We start from the raw sequence: 18,397 nt of genomic DNA, 5'->3' as shown, positions 1-18,397 counted from the left end.
AATGGAAAAAAAAGGTCTTGGCCTATCGCTCATTTTAAAAGGAGAATGCACCGGGATTGCTCCCAGTGCATTTTTGCAGTTCGTATAAATCTATTATGGCTTCACCGTAGTTTTGTCCAATTTTCCCAAAACATGAAAGAAACTCACTACTCGGACATGCCCAAGGATAAACGGTCGCAGCTTGAGCTTGTCTTTATTTTGAATATCCGCCTGACAAGGCCATGACCAAATTAGCAGCCTTTTATAGGCTTTCACCCATTCCCCTGCTCAATTGCCTACATACAATACATTAGACTAATGAACAGGAGTGATGTGATATGACATTTTTACCTCCTTTTGGACCTGGTGGAGGATTTGGCGGACCTGGGGGTCCCGGAGGACCAGGAGGACCCGGCGGATTTCCTGGTCCGCCATCGTTCCCCGGGGGTGGAGGCGGCGGACCACAAGGCGTGCAGGCACCTACCGGACCGCCACCATCATTCATTCCACAGCAACCCGCTTCGTTATATGCGGTAGATCCAAGAGCCATATCCGGCTGTTTGTTTCGCTACACATATATTTGGCCGGATCGTGGTCCCGGCTTCTGGATGTACCCGGTATTTGTCGGTAGAAATTCGGTGGCTGGCTTCCGCTGGAATGGCTTCTTCTGGCTATACACCGGCATTGATCTGCAGCGAATCAGCTCGTTTAGCTGTTTCTAGAAGTAAATCCCCCTGTATGCGGATTAATCCACATACAGGGGGATTTAGATTTATGGAATATTCACCTTGTCTAAAGCAACTTAATCAGCTTTTCTAGCTCATCAACCAAACTTTTTGCAAGTTCAAAATTAGTATCTTTTAAAGCCAATTCAATTTTCATTTCAACAGACTTTTTCTTTTGTTCATTTTCTAGATAGTTTTCATCAAAATGACTCGCATAAATCATCTGTCTGAATTCTTCTATACTCATTTTACTAATCGTTCTGTCCTCAATAATTAAAACATAATCCATACCATTTACAACCGAATAAAAATCATGAGAAATCATGATAATCGCACCTTTGTAGTCTTCAATGGCTTTCTCCAATGCGATTTGTGTATAGATATCCAAATGGCTTGTTGGTTCATCCAGGAGCAATACGTTGGCTTGACTGGCAGAAACTTTAGCCAATTGAAGCATGTTTTTTTCACCGCCAGACAATGATTCAATCTTTTGATCAAGGATTTCTCCTTCAAAGCCATAGTTTGGAAGATACGATCTAATTTCATCATACGTTTGAAACCCGGAATCTATGAATTCATTTAGGATGGTATTCGAATCCTTTAACATTTCGCCTTGAACCTGAGATAAATAGGCCACTTTAACATCGGTATCTATTTCAATGGAATCCTGATTATTTTTAAAGATTTCTCGGAGTAAAGTCGTTTTCCCGGTACCGTTAGGACCGATCAGGGCTACTTTATCTGTCGATTTGATCTCAAAGTTCACATTTTCCAAAAGCAACTCGTCAAAGGAAACGCTATAGTTATTGACGTTAACTACAACGGTGTCTTCCATTTCCTTATCGATCCCAAAACGGATATTTGGCTGTTTGATATCGACAAAGGGTTCTTTTATTCGACGTGCTTCCAATCTCTCTTGAAACTTGACTCTGGCTTTTAACGCTCTGCCTCTCGAGGCTTCCGAATTATATGTGGCGATCTCTCTAAGATTGTCGATGATGTGATCGTATCTCTCAATTTCTTCAGCTTCTGCAACCGCGATTTCTTGCAGTTCGATCTTAGACTGAAGCAGTGAGAAGTTATAATCGATATATCGCCCGTCAAACTCCTGGAGCTCTGTGTTTTCTAGGTGTATGATTTTGTTGAAACAATGATTCAACAGATACCGGTTGTGTGTAACGACCAGCAGCATTCCCTTGTGGGAGTTAATCAATTTTTTAAGCGCGTTCAGGTTTTCAAAGTCTAGAAATACATCGGGTTCGTCCATAATCATGAAGTCTGGACGATTCAGCATTTCCTTCATCACTTGAATAAGTTTGAATTCCCCGCCGCTTATGGCGGATATACTAAGATCTTTGAGCTTCATGAGGTTGGCAAGGTTTAACTGCTTATTGATGTTTTTTTCGAAATTATCACCATCCATCGCCTCGAAGGCATCCAAAGCCAATTGAAGCTTTTCCATCAGGGAATCCATATCCGATGTGGTGGCCATCTCCGCATAAATCGCTGTAATTTCATCTTGTATCTTGATGAATTCTTCTGCGATATATTCAAAAACGGTCATTTCTTTTGTTTTGTCTACTTGCAAAAACTGACTCACATACCCGATTCTGCAATCAGGGTCTATCTCTAACCTGCCCTCGAACAAATATCGTTCCGGATCCATCAGGATATCGATCAGTGTACTTTTTCCACTTCCGCTTGTTCCGATAAAAGCACAATGTTGTGCCTCTTCAAACGTAAATGAAATGTTTTTATATAGTTCCTTTTGTGGAAATGAGAAGGATAAGTTTTCAACTTTTATCATAGTGTTACCTTTCTTTACAACTAAATTGGTGGCTAGTATTAAATATATTGTCGAACACAGACTTTTAGAGTAACACTGTTTACCACCAAGTACAATCGATTTTTAGCACTTACCCTCACTTTGAAACTCTAATACGTTCTATAGAATGATGGCTAGTGGACGGTGGTTTCTTCGTAAAACACTACTGACATACTGTTGTCAGTAGTGTATTTGTATAGTTGGAGTAAGCAATTGTAAAGGAGTAGAAGTAAATGCGAAGTGTTTTTGGTCCAAAATGTATTACTTATTATAGGAAGGATGATATCTCGTGAATTTTGCTTCTTTGCGTATCATTACTGATGACGTGGATCGTCTCGTCGAGTTCTATGAGAAAATCACGGGTGTTTCGGCGGAACGCCCTGCACCTGTCTTTGCCGAACTCGTTATGCCATCGTGCACTCTAGCGATCGGCCACTCCCAGACGGTGCAACTATTTGGCGCTGGTTCCGCTGTGGCAGCCAACAATCGTACTGTCATTATTGAGTTCCACGTCCACGATGTTGATGCCGAATACGAGCGCTTGAAGCCGTTTGTTGATGAGTGGGTAAAGGAACCTAGCACAATGCCGTGGGGGAATCGTGCTGTGCTGTTTCGTGATCCTGACGGTAATCTGGTTAATCTCTTCACGCCGGTGACCGAGGAAGCAATCCAACGGTTCAGTGGTAGGCTATAAAGGACGGTTGAAATGAGCTACCAGAGGGCGGCATGCTTTCTAACGATCTCAATAAAAGCTTCTACTTGGGGAGAGATCCACTTGTTTTTGGGATACAGCAACTGCGTAGCTAGATTTTGTTTGTACTGCTGACCTGAAAGTTTTTCTTCCTTCAGCTCCTTCTCTACCGTAATTCGAGGTAACAAGGATATGCCCATACCGCTCAATATCGACTGTTTCACAGCTTCAATACTCCAGAATTCAATATTGGAAGTAATCCCAATCTGATACTCTTCAATGCATTGTTCAAACAATGTGCGATAACCGCAACCTCTTTCGGTAAAAAGTAAATTGCTTCGTACAATGTCCCGTTGTAGCTCAAATGAATTGGGGTACAGCAGCATCATGGGCTCCTCAGCCAATTTCTCACTGTACAGATTGGGATCATGCACCTCTGTCCCCAACATGAAGGAAATATCACTTTTACCTTGCATCAAATTCTCTTTATAATGTACGGAATCTAATTGGTGCCACTCGATATTGACATGAGGATGCAATTTTTTGAACTCTTCAATAATAGGTGGAAAACGATAGATCAACAACGTTTCCCCAATACTGATCACGATATTACCTGTTAATTCACCTTGTGCAACAGTCACTTCCTTAATCATATGATAAAGCTCAAGCATTTTTTGGGCATGTGGCAACAATTTTTTCCCGGTCTCCGTTAAAATAACCCGCTTACCAATTCGATCAAATAAAGGGTAGTTAATCTCCTCTTCCAACGCCTTAATATGCAATGTAATTGTAGATTGCGCGTATCCAAGATGTTCAGCAGCTTTGGTAAATCCCTCGTGTTCCACAATTGCAATAAATGTGACCAGATGACGTATTTCCATCATTGGCTCCCTTCTTTGTAACATCATTAAAACTGATCGTTTACATATAAACTATCAATTTAACTAATGTAAAGCAATCGTTTATATTCAATGTAGCTCATTAAGAGCCCATTTCATTTTTAATCTCAATCGTTTATGGAAGGGAGTAATCACTATGCAAACAGTAGCAACGTCATCCATCTTGATTAATGGATATCGAATCGCTTATGAGCAATACGGAGAAGGCTCTCCCATATGGCTCCTTCACGGAACACCCTCTTATAGCTATGAATGGAGAAAAGTAATACCCGCGCTGGTTCAAAAAGGGTATAAAGTCTACGTACATGACCTTCTTGGATATGGAGCATCCGAAAGACCACTCGAAGCAGATACTTCTGTGGCAACACAATATACGCTGTTTAGTCAGCTTTTAGACGAACTCGGAATGGATCGTTTACATGTCGCAGCCCACGATCTAGGTGGAATTGTCGGAGTCCAACTGGCCTTGGAACAGCCTGAACGTGTACAATCGCTTACGTTACTCAACATGCCCAGCTATGATTCGTGGCCCTCACCAACCTGGAAGAAAATTATTGAAGAACAGCTTGAACAGGTTGAACAAATGCCCCGTGCAGATTTTGATATCATGCTAAAGAAACAATTACCCATGGCAGTGTATAATAAAGAGCTTATGACTGGCGATACACTGGATGCATATCTGGAACCCCATACAGGTTCATTGGGCAAAGCCTCTTTTTTCTCCCATCAGGTAGCTCACTATAATGCAAAATATACTGAATCCTATGGAACAGATTTACCCAAGCTGAAGGTTCCCGTTCAAATTTTATGGGGGGAAGAAGATGAATGGCAGCCCCTCGCTTATGCAAAGAGGCTTGTCCAGGATATTCCCCATGCCTGCCTGCATGTCATTCCCAAAGCAGGTCATTTCGTTATGGAAGATGAACCTGGGCAATGTTCCGATTATATCGACCGTTTCTGCAATGAGCATCCATGAGTATATTTGTATATTGAACAGAATGTCTTAGAGAAAAATTAAGCGTTCCACTGGCATAAAGCTGGTGGAGCTTTTTTTGGTTAATGACAACGTTTCTTGATGCAAGACGTAACTTCTACATTCGGGTTGAGTGCACTGGTACTACAAATGATCATATTCTCCTACGTATATGTATATACAAATTTAGTGTTAGTCTTCATTTCCCCCTTCAATATTACGATAAATAGTATGGGGTTATACGAATAACCATATTTACTTTATTACATCCAAGGGGGAACCGTACGTGAGACAGACTCGCAAAAAAAAGATGGATTTAAGGTTCAAACTGTATTTGATTATTCTGGTTCCGCTACTGGCCATGGGCGGTCTAATCATATGGGCCACCATCGACTCCAGTGAAAATGCATCATTAATGACCATGCAGCATAACAATCAGCAGCTGGCTGTGAATACCGCCTCTCAACTAGGTCAGGAGTCGGAATTAATTAAGACATTATCTTCTACTGCTTCAGAGGAGAGCAACGAATATAAAAGTCTTAGGGACGAACTCGTTAAAGTTAGGCTTCAATCGGGAGCCTTGTATGTTTATATGTATAACAAAACTTCGGACGGGTGGATTTACACCGTGGATGGAGCGAATTGGGACGATACGGAATATAGTCCTTACGGCACTGCAATGGAATTCAATCCCCAGATTCAGGAACGCTTGTTACGCGGTGAAGTCGTCACAACAGGCATTGTAGATGATCCAACCTGGGGACAGCTATTGTCCTCCTTTACACCAATCAAGGATTCGCAAGGTGCTGTCATTGGCTATCTGGGCATTGATATTTCTGCTGGAGCAGTGAATCAAGTCTCCGCGACATCTGTGAATAATGCTTATCAGACCATTATCCCGATTTTTGTGGTTGTACTGATTCTTTCTTTGGTCATGATGTTATTCGTAGTACGAGGTATTCTTAGACAAGTACGCGATATTAAGTCAAGTCTCGAGCAGGTTGCTGATGGGAATCTCAAAGTCGTATCCACACACATGTCCAATGATCAACTCGGTGACATTAGTGATTTGATTAACATCATGGTTGCCCAATTGACGAACATTCTGATGGGAATACAGCAAGGTTCAAATACATTACAGCAGTCATCAAAAGATATTTCGGAAACCGCTCAGACAAACCAGCGTCAGAGCGAAGAACTTTCCAGAGCGATCGAGGAAATTGCCATAGGTTCAATGAAACAGGCTGAAGAGACAGAACACTCCGTCCAGCATTCAGAGAATCTCGGCAAAATAATGGATGAAGTAGGTTCATATGTGAAACAGTTTACTTATACTTCAGAGCAGCTATCTTCTGTTCAAGTACAAGTTACACGTGAACATGAGGTTCTGCTTGAGAAGGGCCGAGAGAATGCCAAGCGTGTTGAGCATCAACAGGATATTTCCAGGTCTCTGACGACTCAATCCGAACTCGCTTCCTCTATTAGCGGTCAGATTCACAACATTTTAAAACAAACTCAAATACTATCCCTGAATGCTTCAATTGAAGCAGCCCGGGCTGGAGAAGCGGGTAAAGGCTTTGCAGTCGTTGCTGGGGAAATGGGACAGCTCGCTCAACAATCCGAACGTTCGATCCAGGAGATTGATGAGATCCTGGGTTCATTTGTTCAAGAGATACATCGGATGGGCAGTCATTTTGATGCGAATATGGTAGCTGTTAAGGAACAGGAGAAACAAATCGCTGATTGTCTCCAGGCATTTGGACAGGTTAGCCGCTTATCGACCGAAGTGCATGAGTTGGCTCAGAGTTTGGACAGCCGGACGATGGATATGCACTCTATTCGTCAGGAGTTGGAACAGAATCTCAGTTATATTGCTTCCGCAACCGAGGAAACTTCAGCCATGGCCGAAGAAGTCACGGCTAGTGCTGTGGAGCAGCAGCGATCGGCAAACGAACTGTCGAACATCTCCGGGGAACTCGCTGGTCTTGCAGGCAACCTCAAATCATATTCCGATCAATTTCAGATCGAAGTCACTAAATAAGTTCCCAAACTCCATTAAAGGTGTTGTTAGATGACAACTTAGAATCGCCGGAAATATAACTTTCTTGGAGCGTTAATTTTTCGGAGGACTCAGGGTTATGATCAGCATATAAAATGACCGTGTTCTTGTCCTGTGTCACGTTGACTTATTAACGATTCCTCATTTATAATTCGGACATTAAGGGCTAGGCAGACATGGCTTACCATGGATGCCTAGGGTATCGATCTGTAAACAAACTCAAACTTAACAGTGAAAGATGTGAATGCACTATGGTTAAAGAGAAATTATATTATGGTAAAGATATCGAGGTTATGTTTAATTCGGATGTTTGCATTCATTCCGGTATTTGCGTAAAGGGCCTCCCTGCTGTTTTTGATTTAAGCAAGCGTCCTTGGGTTGATCCTGATGGTGACACTTCGGAGGCCATTGCCCAGCATATTGACACATGTCCAAGCGGAGCATTGACGTATAAGCTTCTGGACGGTGAATATTCAACAAAGAAAGAGGATGAACATGCATAACGTAGAACATGAACCTGCCAATAAAAGATTTCTTATTCAAGATAACGGTGACATTGCTGCGGTGATGACCTATGTAATCTCGAGTACAGAGCTATACATCATTGATCACACATTGGTGGAAAATGCTTACCGAGGACAAGGGCTTGGCGATGAACTTATCAAAGCGATGGTAGAATACGCGCGGGAAAACGGTATTAAGATTTTACCTCTATGTCCGTTTGCCAAGGGACGTTTCGATCGTATCTCTGAATACGCGGATGTTCTCCATCAATAAAACGAGTATTCGCAGCTAATTTTCATGTGGTTACACAACAATAGAAGGCGCCTATATCATTTTCTGAATGATATAGGCGCCTTTTTCTTTTTACGTATCCTACTTTACTTTACTATATCGCTTAATCCAACAATAGTTTCAAACGGTCGCAACACCAGTGGCAGCAAGCCATTCTCATAGTTGGTAAGCCAGATCTCTGAGAAGTTGAGGCCGAGTTCTTCTTCCCCAAGCTGCACAATATCTTCAGAAAGATTGATTACTACCAGCACCTGTTGGTCTGCCAGTGTGCGTGTATATGCATATACACTCGGATGATCCGGCATAAGGAGCTCATAGATCCCATAAGTCAGCGTATCGTGCTCTTTTCGCAGCTGAATCATTTGTTTATAAAATTGAAGAATAGAACGTGGTTCCTGGAGTTGTTTCTCTACATTAATATTGATGTAATTGTCATTCACCTTCAGCCATGGTGTTCCACTGGTAAACCCGGCCTCTTTGGCCGAAGACCACTGCATCGGTGTTCTGGAGTTATCGCGACTCGAAGCCCAGATGATGTTCATGATCTCCTCATGCGACATCCCCTCTTCGCGTTTGATCTGATATAAATTCCGATCGGCTATGTCGTTATAATCCGCTATGGAAGGGTAAGCCACGTTTGTCATGCCTATCTCTTGCCCCTGATATATGAAAGGTGTGCCTTGCATGAAAAAGTACATGGCTCCAAGTGCTGTGGCACTTTCATACCAATACTCCGTATCATTTCCCCAAGATGAAACTTTGCGAGGCTGATCGTGATTTTCAATAAACAAAGCATTCCAGCCGACGCCTTCCAGTGATTTTTGCCACTTGGTCAAGACGTTTTTCAATTTGGGAACATCCAGTTGCCTGTCTGTACTGTTTTTCCAAAGGTCCAGGTGTTCGAATTGAAAGACCATATTAAATTTCCCTCTGACTTCACAGATCCAATCCAGCAGATCTTCTTGGTCCTCTACCTTAACTCCATTTGCTTCCCCAACAGTCACGACGTCATATCTGGATAATGTGTTCTCTTTCATTTCTTGCAGATAACTCTGGATTCCCTTGACATTCATATGTTTTTCAAAAGAGGAGATGTATTTGACGCCTTCTCTTATTGGCATGTCCAAGAGACCCTCTTCTTTGTGAATATGGCTGATTGCATCCACACGAAAACCATCAATCCCTTTATCCAGCCACCAATTCATCATTTCATATATGGATTTCCGAACTTCTTTATTTGCCCAATTCAAGTCTGGTTGTTTTTTGGAGAACAGATGGAGATAGTACTGTCCGGAGACTTCATCATATTCCCAAGCAGAACCGCCAAAGATGCTCTCCCAGTTGTTCGGTTCGTCCCCATTCTTCCCATCTTTCCAGATGTACCAATCCCGTTTGGGATTATCCAGTGAAGCTCTGGATTCAATAAACCACGGGTGTTCGTCACTTGTATGATTGATCACCAAGTCCATAATGAGTTTCATGCCGCGAAGATGAACTTCATTCAGTAATTGATCAAATTCCGCCATCGTGCCGAATTCATCCATAATGGAACAGTAATCGCTGATGTCATACCCATTATCGTCGTTAGGTGAATTATACATCGGACAGATCCATATCAGATCAATACCGAGATCTTGAATATAATCCAGTTTTGAAATGATCCCCTTAATGTCGCCAATGCCATCCCCGTTGGAATCCATAAAACTTCTCGGATAGATTTGATAAGCTACTGCTTCTTTCCACCATACTCTTTTCATTGAATACAATCCTTCTTTCTTGAGAACTGAACATTATATAACGTATTATGCTTTAATCATGGATAAGGTACATTCTGGCTTCATATGGACGTAATTCGCTCTCCGAGAGTTCACCTGTATAGTTAGCTACCAAAAGCTGATGAGAACCTGTTAATTGCTCCTGAAGCGGAAGTTCAGTCGTATATCCTTGGAAATTGCATACCACAAGAATTGTCGTACTATTCAACGTTCGGGTATAAGCAAACACGTCTGGGTTCTCTGGAAAGATCAACTCATAATCACCATATACAATGACTTCATGATCTTTTCTGAGTTGGATTAACTTCCGGTAATAATGGAATATGGATTCAGGGTTATTCAAACTTTCCTCGGCATGGATCTGCTTATAATTTGGATTCACCTTAATCCAAGGTTCCACTTGTGTAAAACCCGAGTTATCGGAAGTATCCCATTGCATAGGTGTGCGTGCATTATCGCGGCCCTTGGCGTAGATCGACTCCATCACGCTTTGTTCAGGATAACCTTTCTCCATTCTTTCCTTATAAAAGTTGAGCAATTCAATATCCCGATAATCCTCGATCGCATATTGAACATTCGTCATACCCAGCTCTTCACCTTGATATATGTAAGGCGTACCTTGCATGCCATGAAGAAGGGTAGCCAACATTTTAGCCGATTCAACTCTGAATTCTCCATCATTTCCCCAACGTGACACGATTCGAGGCAAGTCATGGTTGTTCCAGAACAGACTGTTCCAGGCGTCACCCTTGAGCTCTGTCTGCCATTTGGACAGCACTGTTTTTAATGCCATCACATCCAAAGGTTTAAGATCCCACTTTCCTTTGCCTTCTTGTTCATCCAAGCTGATGTGTTCAAATTGGAAGACCATTGAAAACTCACTTCCGTCTGGATTACTGTACAGTTTGGCGATTTCCGGAGTGGCGCCCCATGTTTCTCCAACGGTTAGCAGGTCTTCCGCTTTTTGAAACGTCTCCTTGCTCAGTTCCCTGATATATTTATGCAAATTAGGTCCGTTTCCCGTAATCTTCAAATCCGGTTCTTTACCGATTAAGTCGATCACGTCAAGGCGAAAACCACCCACACCCTTGTCGATCCACCAATTGATCATGTTGTATATCTCCTGCCGGACTTTGGGGTTTTCCCAGTTGAGATCTGGCTGTTTTACGGAAAAGAGATGCAAATAATATTGCCCGATCTCAGGCACCCATTCCCAGGCTGAACCACCAAAGGTGGACCCCAGGTCGTTCGGAGGTGTTCCTTCCACGCCATCTCTCCAGATGTAGTAGTCATGGTACGGATTGTCTTTACCTTTTTTGGCTTCTTGAAACCAGGGGTGTTCATCCGAAGTGTGGTTCAACACCAAATCCATAATGATCCGAATGTCTCGTTTCCCGGCTTCATCAATTAACGTTTCCATATCTTCCAAAGACCCAAACATCGGATCAATGTCCTGATAATCTGAAATATCATATCCGTAATCATCTTGAGGAGACTTGCAAACGGGTGATAACCAGATCGCACCGATGCCGAGTTGCTGCAAATAATCCAATCGGGACACAATGCCCTCCAAGTCTCCGATGCCATCCCCGTTTCGATCTTGAAAGCTACGTGGATATATCTGATATACAACGGTTTCTTTCCACCATTTTTTATTTTCCATGTTCCATTCAACCTCTCTAATGTTATTCTTTGACCGATCCTACGACAATGCCCGTCACAAAGTATTTTTGCAGCAGCGGATAAATCAGCAATAGCGGGATAACAGCGACTACGATTTTGGCTGCATTCAGGTTTTTGTTCGATATTTCAGTCAGGTTACTGAGTTCGCTGGAATTTGTGCCCGCTTGAAGCAAATCAGCAATATTCACGTTAAGGGACTGAATATAGGTCATTAACGGATAATTACTCACTTTGGTCATATAGATCAACCCGCCGAAAAAGTCATTCCACGTACCCACGATACTGAATAAGGCGACTGTCGCCAGTGCAGGAATGGATACGGGAACATACACTTTGAACAAGACCTGGAGCGGATTGGCCCCATCGATGAATGCTGCTTCTTCAAGCGCTTTAGGTACAGCGGAGAAGAAATTCATCACGAGAATGACACTGAATATCGGGACAGCGCCTGGCAGAACAAGTGCCCAGATCGTATTCAGCATATCCAGGTTTTTGATCAGCAGGTAACTGGGAATCATGCCTCCACTGAACAACATGGCAAAAATCATGATATTCATATAAATGTTTCTGCCTTTAAAATCTCTTTTTGATTTGGATAGCGGATACGCCATTAAAATAATCAGAATCATGTTAAGCACAAGAGCTAGCGCAACACGTAGAACGGATATACCAAAGGAGCGCCAGAACTGTGCATCTTCGATAATTTTGGTATACGCTGCTGTTGTGAAATTAACTGGAACGAGACCTACTGCGTTCGCGGATACTGCCTCGCTGCTGCTGAATGAAATGGCGACGATATTCCATAACGGAAGAAGGCAGACCAATGCCAGCATGATGACGATGGCATAGATGGCAAACCGGCCAATTCGATCTTTTAAGTTTGTAGAATAGGACACAGGTTTGGCCTCCTTAGAATATTTTTCGGTCCGTATATTTTTTGGCCAACTGGTTGGCAGACATGAGCAAAACAATACCGATAACGGACTTGAACAAACCAACAGCTGTACCGAAGCTATACTGTCGCCCAACGAGACCGATCCGATAGACATAGGTATCCAGAATGTCGCCCGACTCATAGACAACCGGGTTATACAGATTATAGACTTGATCGAAACCAGCGCTCAAAATGTTGGTCAGACTCATTACGCCCATGAGCAGAATAATAGGCAGCATGCCTGGCAATGTAATATGCCACACTTTTCTCCACCAACTTGCTCCATCCATTCCTGCCGCTTCATACAGACCGGGATCAATGGACGTAATCGCAGCCAGATAAACGATGGAACTGTAACCAAACTCTTTCCATACGTCTGTACCGATAATCAGTGGCTGGAACCAGGTGTTGCTGCCAAGGAAATTAATATTTTCGAGTCCAAAGAACGCCAACATTTGATTCACAATGCCATCCAAACTGAACATGTTGACAACAACCGATGCCAGTACAACCCAGGATAGAAAGTGCGGCAGATAAACAATCGTCTGCACAGATTTTTTAACGTATTTGATACGAATTTCATTTAATAAAACAGAAAAAATGATGGCCATCATCGTTCCGAGCAGAATCTTGCCAATCGCAATCACCAACGTATTGCTGACGACCTGCGCGATATCCGGAAGCTTGAACATATACATAAAATGCTTCAGGCCTACAAATTCGGAGCCGAACATGCCCTTGGCCGGTATATAGTCCTGAAACGCTGTAATGATACCGACCATTGGAACATAGCTGAATACAAGCAAAAACAAAATGCCCGGCAGCATCATCATATGGTACATGGCACCTGGGCCGAGCCGCCCTCTCGCTTTCCAATTCCCCTGTTTCATGGATGAACCCCTTTCCTGAAGAAAGGCTGCGTATCGCAGCCCTTCCACTGTTCATGGATATTATTGTTTCGATGCGATCTCGTCTTCAATTTCCTGAATGACTTGATCACCACCTTGTTTCTTCCAATTGCTGACGAATGTATCGAAATAATCGAGCGGTTCTGAACCCGTTACAATTTTGATAAACGATTCCTGCTCCAACTTTGTCAGATTGGCCCACGTCTGTTTCATGCTTGGTGTAGTGCCAGAGAAAGCAGGTGTCATCCATACAAATTTGTTTTCTTGTGTCAGTTTGTCGATCAGTCCAACACCGTTGATCCGCGAATGATATTTTGACCAAGCAGTCACATCATCCGTATCCATGTCGCTCAAATAGGTTTTGATGCTTCCGATATTGTTCTTCGATTCGGTTGTGCGAACCTCATCCAGGCTGATCTCACCTTTAATCCCGCGAACAACGTCAGAGTAATCATCCAGTAGCGATGTAGCCGAGTTGACTTCGATATTAAAAGGTCTCGTAGATCCGTCTACCCCGGTCTCCTGATACTTGGCAGCTTCCGGCATGGTTGCTGCGGCATTTTTATCATTTGCCAGTTTATCGTAGAACAGGTTTACAATTTTAACGGCCAGTTCAGGGTGCTCATAACCTTTTCTCACCACGATAAACTGATTGGATGGATTGGCATGCGCCACATTGACCTTGCCGTTTGCATCCTCCAGCGTATAAGCCGAAAATTTCGTATTTTTATCCATCTGTTTTGCACTGATCAGTCCCCAGTCAGGGATATGCCACGGTCCAAAGGCGATACCGCTTTGGCCATTGGCGTAGAGTGCGGTAATATCATCAAACGTGCGGGTTCCGAATTGCGGGTCGATAATACCATTCTTGAACCAATCCGCCATGGTGCCCAGCATTTTCTTCGTTTCTTCTGTCGTGGAACCATACACGATTTTGCCGTCTTCACCATTCATCCAATATTGCGGGAAGGCACCCTCGGTTGAGGCCACACCCAGCATCGTATAAGCAGAGCCATTATAATCTGTTGTATTCATCGTGTTCACAAATGGAATACCTACCGGGTTCCCGGATTGGCCAGGATCTCTTTTCAGGAATTCCAGCGCTGTTTGCTCCACTTCATCCAGTGAAAGGGCACCGTCTCCGTCTGCATCCAGTTGAATCCCCAGCAGATCCAGCCAATCTTGACGAACCCAAACCATCGTTGGTGCGGAATCCAGGGAAGTCGCCGGAAGGCCCATCAAACGTCCATCAATCGTTGCATTGTCTAATGCACGCCCATCATAGGAATCGTACATCTGCTTAATGTTATCTGTGGCATATTGATCATAGATGGCGGTCAGATCCTCAATCAGATCGTTATCCACCAGTTCTTTCAGTTCATCTTTGGAATCAACACGCATCATGTCAGGCAATTCCCCGGATGCGATGGCAAGCGATACTTGACGACTATAATCTTCACCATTGGCTTCAAATTGATCTGTAATCTGAGCGTTAAACGTGTCTTTGACCAGCCGAGTATATGCGTTGTTCTCATAGGTATCACCAGCCGGCAGTTTTGGGTTGGCTGTGGTTACCCGTCCCATGGTTACGGTTATTTCGTCTTTATAGGCACTGAACGGATCTCCAGGCGTTACCTCATATTTGCCTGCTTCCTCTGCAGTAGGAGGATTGGAAGTGCCTCCACATGCCGCTAGGGCTGCAACCATCAAGGCGGACATGGACAGCACGGCTAGACGCTTTGTCACCCGTTTGCTTTTCATAGACCATTTTGTTCTCATCTAGTTCGATTCCCCTTTATTCTGATGTTCAATATTTGTTTGCGCTTTCATTATAAAATGAAGTGAAGGCCAATCGAGATAGGGATTACACGTCCGTTTGGATAGAGAAATGGTTACAGTTTTCAGTCCGTATGATGAAGTATGATTAACTTGTGATCATTTACCCTACCTACTGACTAACATTTGTCTATCTACCCCTCTTCTAGATCAAAACAAAAGCCGGCAGCTCCTAAAACAGGAGACTGTCGGCTATTTATTTCCTCTACCTAGCTGCCGATATTCGCTTGGCAGAAGACCTGTCAGTTCGCGGAAAATCCGGCTGAAATATTTTTCATCCGAATAACCCACTCGCTCCGCAATCCAGAAAATCGTATTATTCGTATTGAGCAAGTACTCTTTGGATTTCTCTACCCGGATGAAGCGGGAGTACTCATTAAAGGTTTTCCCCATCAGATCTTTGAAACATTGACTGAAATAACTTCGGCTGATGTTGAGTTGTTGGGAGAGACCTGAAGCCGTATAGGCCTGTTCCAAATCCTGTTGCACGATCATCACCGCTTTTTTCACGGCATCGATGATTTCCTGTGAGTACGAAGTCTGTTCATCAGCCTTTCGAATGCTTGCAGCAGTCTGTTTGATCCATTCTTCAACCTCGTACCAAGACTCGAAAGAATGGATCATCGAGATTCTTCCAAGCGTAGTTTGGGCAAAAATACGGTTCCACTCCATCACGATCGAGTACAGCAATCCCATCAACTGACCTTTATGTAATCGTAAGGATATAAACTGATCAATGAGTTGATTGTAGTAACTGTCATGGTGGGTCCACGGGGTTTGGAACCAACTTTGTTTAATCCGGTCAAGGTCCTCATCCTGTGGTTCATTTGAACATGTGTCTTTCTCATTCATCGAAACGGCAATGACTTGGTTATTGGGGTTGTATGCATAGAATAAAGACGTCTCTGTATAATTCATAATCCAGTTTTTGATTTGCGACCATGTTCGCTCTTGTACATCAGACAAAACCAACAACGTACACTGGGGAACTTGATGCAGGCATTCTCTCAATTGATGAAATAGTTGATCCTCTTCGGACGGGGGTGCAGCCCACATGCAGCTATGACGTTCAACCTCCCATCTTATCTCATCTTCATGCGCAGTTAGCTCCATTGGCCATTTATGCTCTGATTTCCGATCTTGTGAAACAAGAGCATACACATTTCGATAATGGAAATTGATTTCATTCTGTGCAGGCATCTTTCTTATCGTGCTTGTCAACCCGTTAATTCGTGTATGAATCCGTTGCAGAACATGTTCGAATTGCTCTTTCTCCAGCTGCACTTTGGCTATATAATCGATGGCTCCGAGTCTTAGCGCTTCCTGGATATAATCGAAATCCTGATGCAGTGTTAACACAACGATATGAAGTTCAGGATAGAGCTGCCTTGCAGCTCGCATCAGTTCGATCCCTGACATGACGGGCATCGCAAGATCCGTTAGCATCAGATCGACCGGTTGGGTTTTCAGAAAATCCAGTGCTTTCAACCCGTTGCTTGCTTCTCCTACAACCTCCATGTCGAACTCGTCCCATGGCATCGCAGAGCTAATACCTTTGCGTACCAGCTTATCATCATCTACAATCAATACCTTAATCATGCCGAGATATCTTCTCCTTTAATAGGCAATACGAGCAGTATGCTTGTCCCTGTTCCCAATTCACTCTCGATCACCAGTTGTGCTTGGTCCCCGTACTGTGCCTTTAACATGCGGTGAACATAATTGAGTCCGATGCCCATCCCTACTTTTTGTTGTTCAGCCTCACGATTGTTCAGCAGATTATGAATGGTTTCCTCAGTCATACCTGCGCCATTATCTTGTATCATAATGTTCAACGTTGAAGTGCATGTCACTTCAATATGAATAAAACCTTCGTCACTTAATCCATGATATAACGAATTTTCAACCAGCGGTTGCAGAATAAAGCGGGGCACAGGAATTTGAAGTACTTGTTCATCTGCAGTAATGCGGACGTCAAATTCAAAGTCATAGCGAATTTGCTGCAAAATTAGATACTGTCTTAGGGCATCGATCTCCTCTTCCATGGTGGATACTTGCCCTAATTTGCCTAGATTGTAATAGAGCAGCTTGTTCAATGACTGCACCAGCTTGTCGATCTCCCCTTGTCCGTTCATGACGGCCAGCCAGTGCACTGTATCGAGCGTATTCATTAGAAAGTGCGGGTTGATCTGATAGAGCAGCTTTTCCACTTCCAGGTCTGCACGAATCTTCTCTTTCTGCTGTACTTCCGTGAAGAGGTCACCAATTTGATGCTGCATATTCGAAAATTCACCCAACAGAAAATCAAATTCGGGAATCTGAGTGCGAGCTCGGCTCACTGTCCTTTGTGGATTTTTGGACATCCCGTTGATCTCCGAATGGAACAGACCGAGTGGTTTGTACACCATCTTCCACAGGAGCCAAGCGAGAAACACGGTAAAGCCGAGGAAAAATAAAGCGACCAGCAAAATTTGAAGCAACCACTGGTTTTTCTCCTGTTGATATTTAGACTGCGAAATGACCGATACGACACTCCATTTCTGTGAGGAATCCTCCTTGAACCAGTGATACCCGCGGGATATTCCGTCCTTGGCAGGATCGACCGTTAAGCTGGTGAAATTCTCCCCTACCTTCATGGCTTCCGGTATTTCGCTGTACACAATGTTGCCTTCACCATCCAGGATGAGATGAGATAATGCGCCGTTGTATTGATTGTAACCCAAGATATCTTGAGTGAGGCGAAAGCCTGATTCTACGTAAATGAACACGTCGTTCCTCTCGGATAATTGCACTTTGCGCATAGCAGACAGAACGAGTTGATCATCAAATCGGTTCATACTCATATGGGGGCCATAGTACTTAATGCCATAGGTTTGGAAGAGCACAGGCAGAGACTCAGGAGAGAAACGATCCTTAATCGGAAAGTTGCCGAACTGAGTAGTACCTTCTTTTTGAAAGTAATATAGGGTCAATCCGATATTAGGATTGGTGAAGGTCACAACACTTAACTCGTTTTTTAATTCGTCCCTGGCCTCAATCAGTTCGAAGATATCGGAGGACGGATTCAAGAATTCATCCATTCTTTTGCCTAAAGTACCCCTGTAAGATAATTGTTGCGTCACATGATTCAGATTGGTGATGGAATTCTCCAATGAGGATGTCACCTGCTGTAAATTGCTACGGATACCATCATCGATCTTATTTGCGAAAATGGAGTCGATCGTATAATAAGAAATTGCAAATATACTGATAAAGGGGATAAACGCACTGAGAAAGAACAGTAAAAATATTCTTTTTTTAAGTGTCATGGGAACC

Annotated in this window: 15 protein-coding genes; 6 read left to right on the top strand and 9 right to left on the bottom strand. The window is 43.3% G+C overall.

Annotated features, from left to right (window positions below):
- Positions 1-317: 317 nt before the first annotated feature.
- Positions 318-701, top strand: coding sequence for a hypothetical protein (locus EL84_RS32315; protein ID WP_047843165.1), 384 nt, complete (start codon positions 318-320; stop codon positions 699-701).
- A 70-nt stretch (positions 702-771) separates the two neighbouring features.
- Here EL84_RS32315 and EL84_RS22310 read toward each other — a convergent pair whose 3' ends face one another.
- Entirely contained in the window at positions 772-2,511 is a 1,740-nt protein-coding gene (locus EL84_RS22310; protein WP_047843164.1) for an ABC-F family ATP-binding cassette domain-containing protein, read from the bottom strand.
- A 307-nt stretch (positions 2,512-2,818) separates the two neighbouring features.
- On the opposite strand from EL84_RS22310, the gene EL84_RS22305 reads away from it, so the two are divergent.
- On the top strand, positions 2,819-3,223 hold the full coding sequence (locus EL84_RS22305) for a VOC family protein (RefSeq protein WP_047843163.1): 405 nt from the start codon (positions 2,819-2,821) through the stop codon (positions 3,221-3,223).
- A 17-nt stretch (positions 3,224-3,240) separates the two neighbouring features.
- Here EL84_RS22305 and EL84_RS22300 read toward each other — a convergent pair whose 3' ends face one another.
- The gene (locus EL84_RS22300) at positions 3,241-4,104 is read right to left on the bottom strand and encodes a LysR family transcriptional regulator (RefSeq protein ID WP_082219099.1); all 864 of its coding nucleotides are present in this window, start codon (positions 4,102-4,104) and stop codon (positions 3,241-3,243) included.
- 151 nt (positions 4,105-4,255) lie between these two features.
- Here EL84_RS22300 and EL84_RS22295 point away from each other — a divergent pair, with 151 nt between their 5' ends.
- The 4 genes from EL84_RS22295 to EL84_RS22280 all read left to right on the top strand — a co-directional run bounded on the left by EL84_RS22295 (position 4,256) and on the right by EL84_RS22280 (position 7,928).
- Positions 4,256-5,095: an alpha/beta fold hydrolase gene (locus EL84_RS22295; protein ID WP_047843161.1), complete on the top strand. Its 840-nt coding sequence runs from the start codon at positions 4,256-4,258 to the stop codon at positions 5,093-5,095.
- Between the two features lie 283 nt (positions 5,096-5,378).
- Positions 5,379-7,133 (top strand): methyl-accepting chemotaxis protein, encoded by a 1,755-nt coding sequence (locus EL84_RS22290; RefSeq protein WP_047843160.1) that lies wholly within the window; start codon positions 5,379-5,381, stop codon positions 7,131-7,133.
- Positions 7,134-7,402: 269 nt separating this feature from the next.
- On the top strand, positions 7,403-7,654 hold the full coding sequence (locus EL84_RS22285; RefSeq protein WP_047843159.1) for a (4Fe-4S)-binding protein: 252 nt from the start codon (positions 7,403-7,405) through the stop codon (positions 7,652-7,654).
- The gene (locus EL84_RS22280; RefSeq protein WP_047843158.1) at positions 7,647-7,928 is read left to right on the top strand and encodes a GNAT family N-acetyltransferase; all 282 of its coding nucleotides are present in this window, start codon (positions 7,647-7,649) and stop codon (positions 7,926-7,928) included. The genes EL84_RS22285 and EL84_RS22280 overlap by 8 nt, the downstream gene beginning before the upstream one ends.
- Positions 7,929-8,032: 104 nt before the next feature.
- Here EL84_RS22280 and EL84_RS22275 read toward each other — a convergent pair whose 3' ends face one another.
- From EL84_RS22275 to EL84_RS22245, 7 genes are all read right to left on the bottom strand, one after another.
- The gene (locus tag EL84_RS22275) at positions 8,033-9,703 is read right to left on the bottom strand and encodes a glycoside hydrolase family 13 protein (RefSeq protein ID WP_047843157.1); all 1,671 of its coding nucleotides are present in this window, start codon (positions 9,701-9,703) and stop codon (positions 8,033-8,035) included.
- A 52-nt stretch (positions 9,704-9,755) separates the two neighbouring features.
- Complete coding sequence (locus EL84_RS22270; RefSeq protein WP_047843156.1) at positions 9,756-11,384, bottom strand: glycoside hydrolase family 13 protein; 1,629 nt, start codon at positions 11,382-11,384, stop codon at positions 9,756-9,758.
- Positions 11,385-11,406: 22 nt separating this feature from the next.
- Entirely contained in the window at positions 11,407-12,300 is an 894-nt protein-coding gene (locus tag EL84_RS22265; RefSeq protein ID WP_047843155.1) for a carbohydrate ABC transporter permease, read from the bottom strand.
- Positions 12,301-12,313: 13 nt separating this feature from the next.
- The gene (locus EL84_RS22260; protein WP_047843154.1) at positions 12,314-13,228 is read right to left on the bottom strand and encodes an ABC transporter permease; all 915 of its coding nucleotides are present in this window, start codon (positions 13,226-13,228) and stop codon (positions 12,314-12,316) included.
- A 60-nt stretch (positions 13,229-13,288) separates the two neighbouring features.
- Positions 13,289-15,025: a sugar ABC transporter substrate-binding protein gene (locus EL84_RS22255; protein ID WP_047843153.1), complete on the bottom strand. Its 1,737-nt coding sequence runs from the start codon at positions 15,023-15,025 to the stop codon at positions 13,289-13,291.
- Positions 15,026-15,274: 249 nt separating this feature from the next.
- The gene (locus EL84_RS22250) at positions 15,275-16,681 is read right to left on the bottom strand and encodes a response regulator (protein ID WP_047843152.1); all 1,407 of its coding nucleotides are present in this window, start codon (positions 16,679-16,681) and stop codon (positions 15,275-15,277) included.
- Positions 16,678-18,390, bottom strand: coding sequence for a sensor histidine kinase (locus EL84_RS22245; protein ID WP_047843151.1), 1,713 nt, complete (start codon positions 18,388-18,390; stop codon positions 16,678-16,680). Before EL84_RS22245 ends, EL84_RS22250 begins: the two co-directional genes overlap by 4 nt.
- Positions 18,391-18,397: the final 7 nt, after the last annotated feature.

This window comes from Paenibacillus sp. VT-400, assembly GCF_001029205.1.
Taxonomy (GTDB): domain Bacteria; phylum Bacillota; class Bacilli; order Paenibacillales; family Paenibacillaceae; genus Paenibacillus; species Paenibacillus amylolyticus.
Note: the sequence above shows the minus strand (reverse complement) of the source record. Positions and strands in the feature narration are given on the sequence as shown.

Coding starts and splice junctions, on each gene's coding strand:
- EL84_RS22270 (WP_047843156.1), bottom strand. CDS start 11,384: ATGGAAAATAAAAAATGGTGGAAAGAAACCGTTGTATATCAGATATAT.
- EL84_RS22260 (WP_047843154.1), bottom strand. CDS start 13,228: ATGAAACAGGGGAATTGGAAAGCGAGAGGGCGGCTCGGCCCAGGTGCC.
- EL84_RS22300 (WP_082219099.1), bottom strand. CDS start 4,104: ATGATGGAAATACGTCATCTGGTCACATTTATTGCAATTGTGGAACAC.
- EL84_RS22310 (WP_047843164.1), bottom strand. CDS start 2,511: ATGATAAAAGTTGAAAACTTATCCTTCTCATTTCCACAAAAGGAACTA.
- EL84_RS22275 (WP_047843157.1), bottom strand. CDS start 9,703: ATGAAAAGAGTATGGTGGAAAGAAGCAGTAGCTTATCAAATCTATCCG.
- EL84_RS32315 (WP_047843165.1), top strand. CDS start 318: ATGACATTTTTACCTCCTTTTGGACCTGGTGGAGGATTTGGCGGACCT.
- EL84_RS22255 (WP_047843153.1), bottom strand. CDS start 15,025: ATGAGAACAAAATGGTCTATGAAAAGCAAACGGGTGACAAAGCGTCTA.
- EL84_RS22285 (WP_047843159.1), top strand. CDS start 7,403: ATGGTTAAAGAGAAATTATATTATGGTAAAGATATCGAGGTTATGTTT.
- EL84_RS22295 (WP_047843161.1), top strand. CDS start 4,256: ATGCAAACAGTAGCAACGTCATCCATCTTGATTAATGGATATCGAATC.
- EL84_RS22245 (WP_047843151.1), bottom strand. CDS start 18,390: ATGACACTTAAAAAAAGAATATTTTTACTGTTCTTTCTCAGTGCGTTT.
- EL84_RS22280 (WP_047843158.1), top strand. CDS start 7,647: ATGCATAACGTAGAACATGAACCTGCCAATAAAAGATTTCTTATTCAA.
- EL84_RS22250 (WP_047843152.1), bottom strand. CDS start 16,681: ATGATTAAGGTATTGATTGTAGATGATGATAAGCTGGTACGCAAAGGT.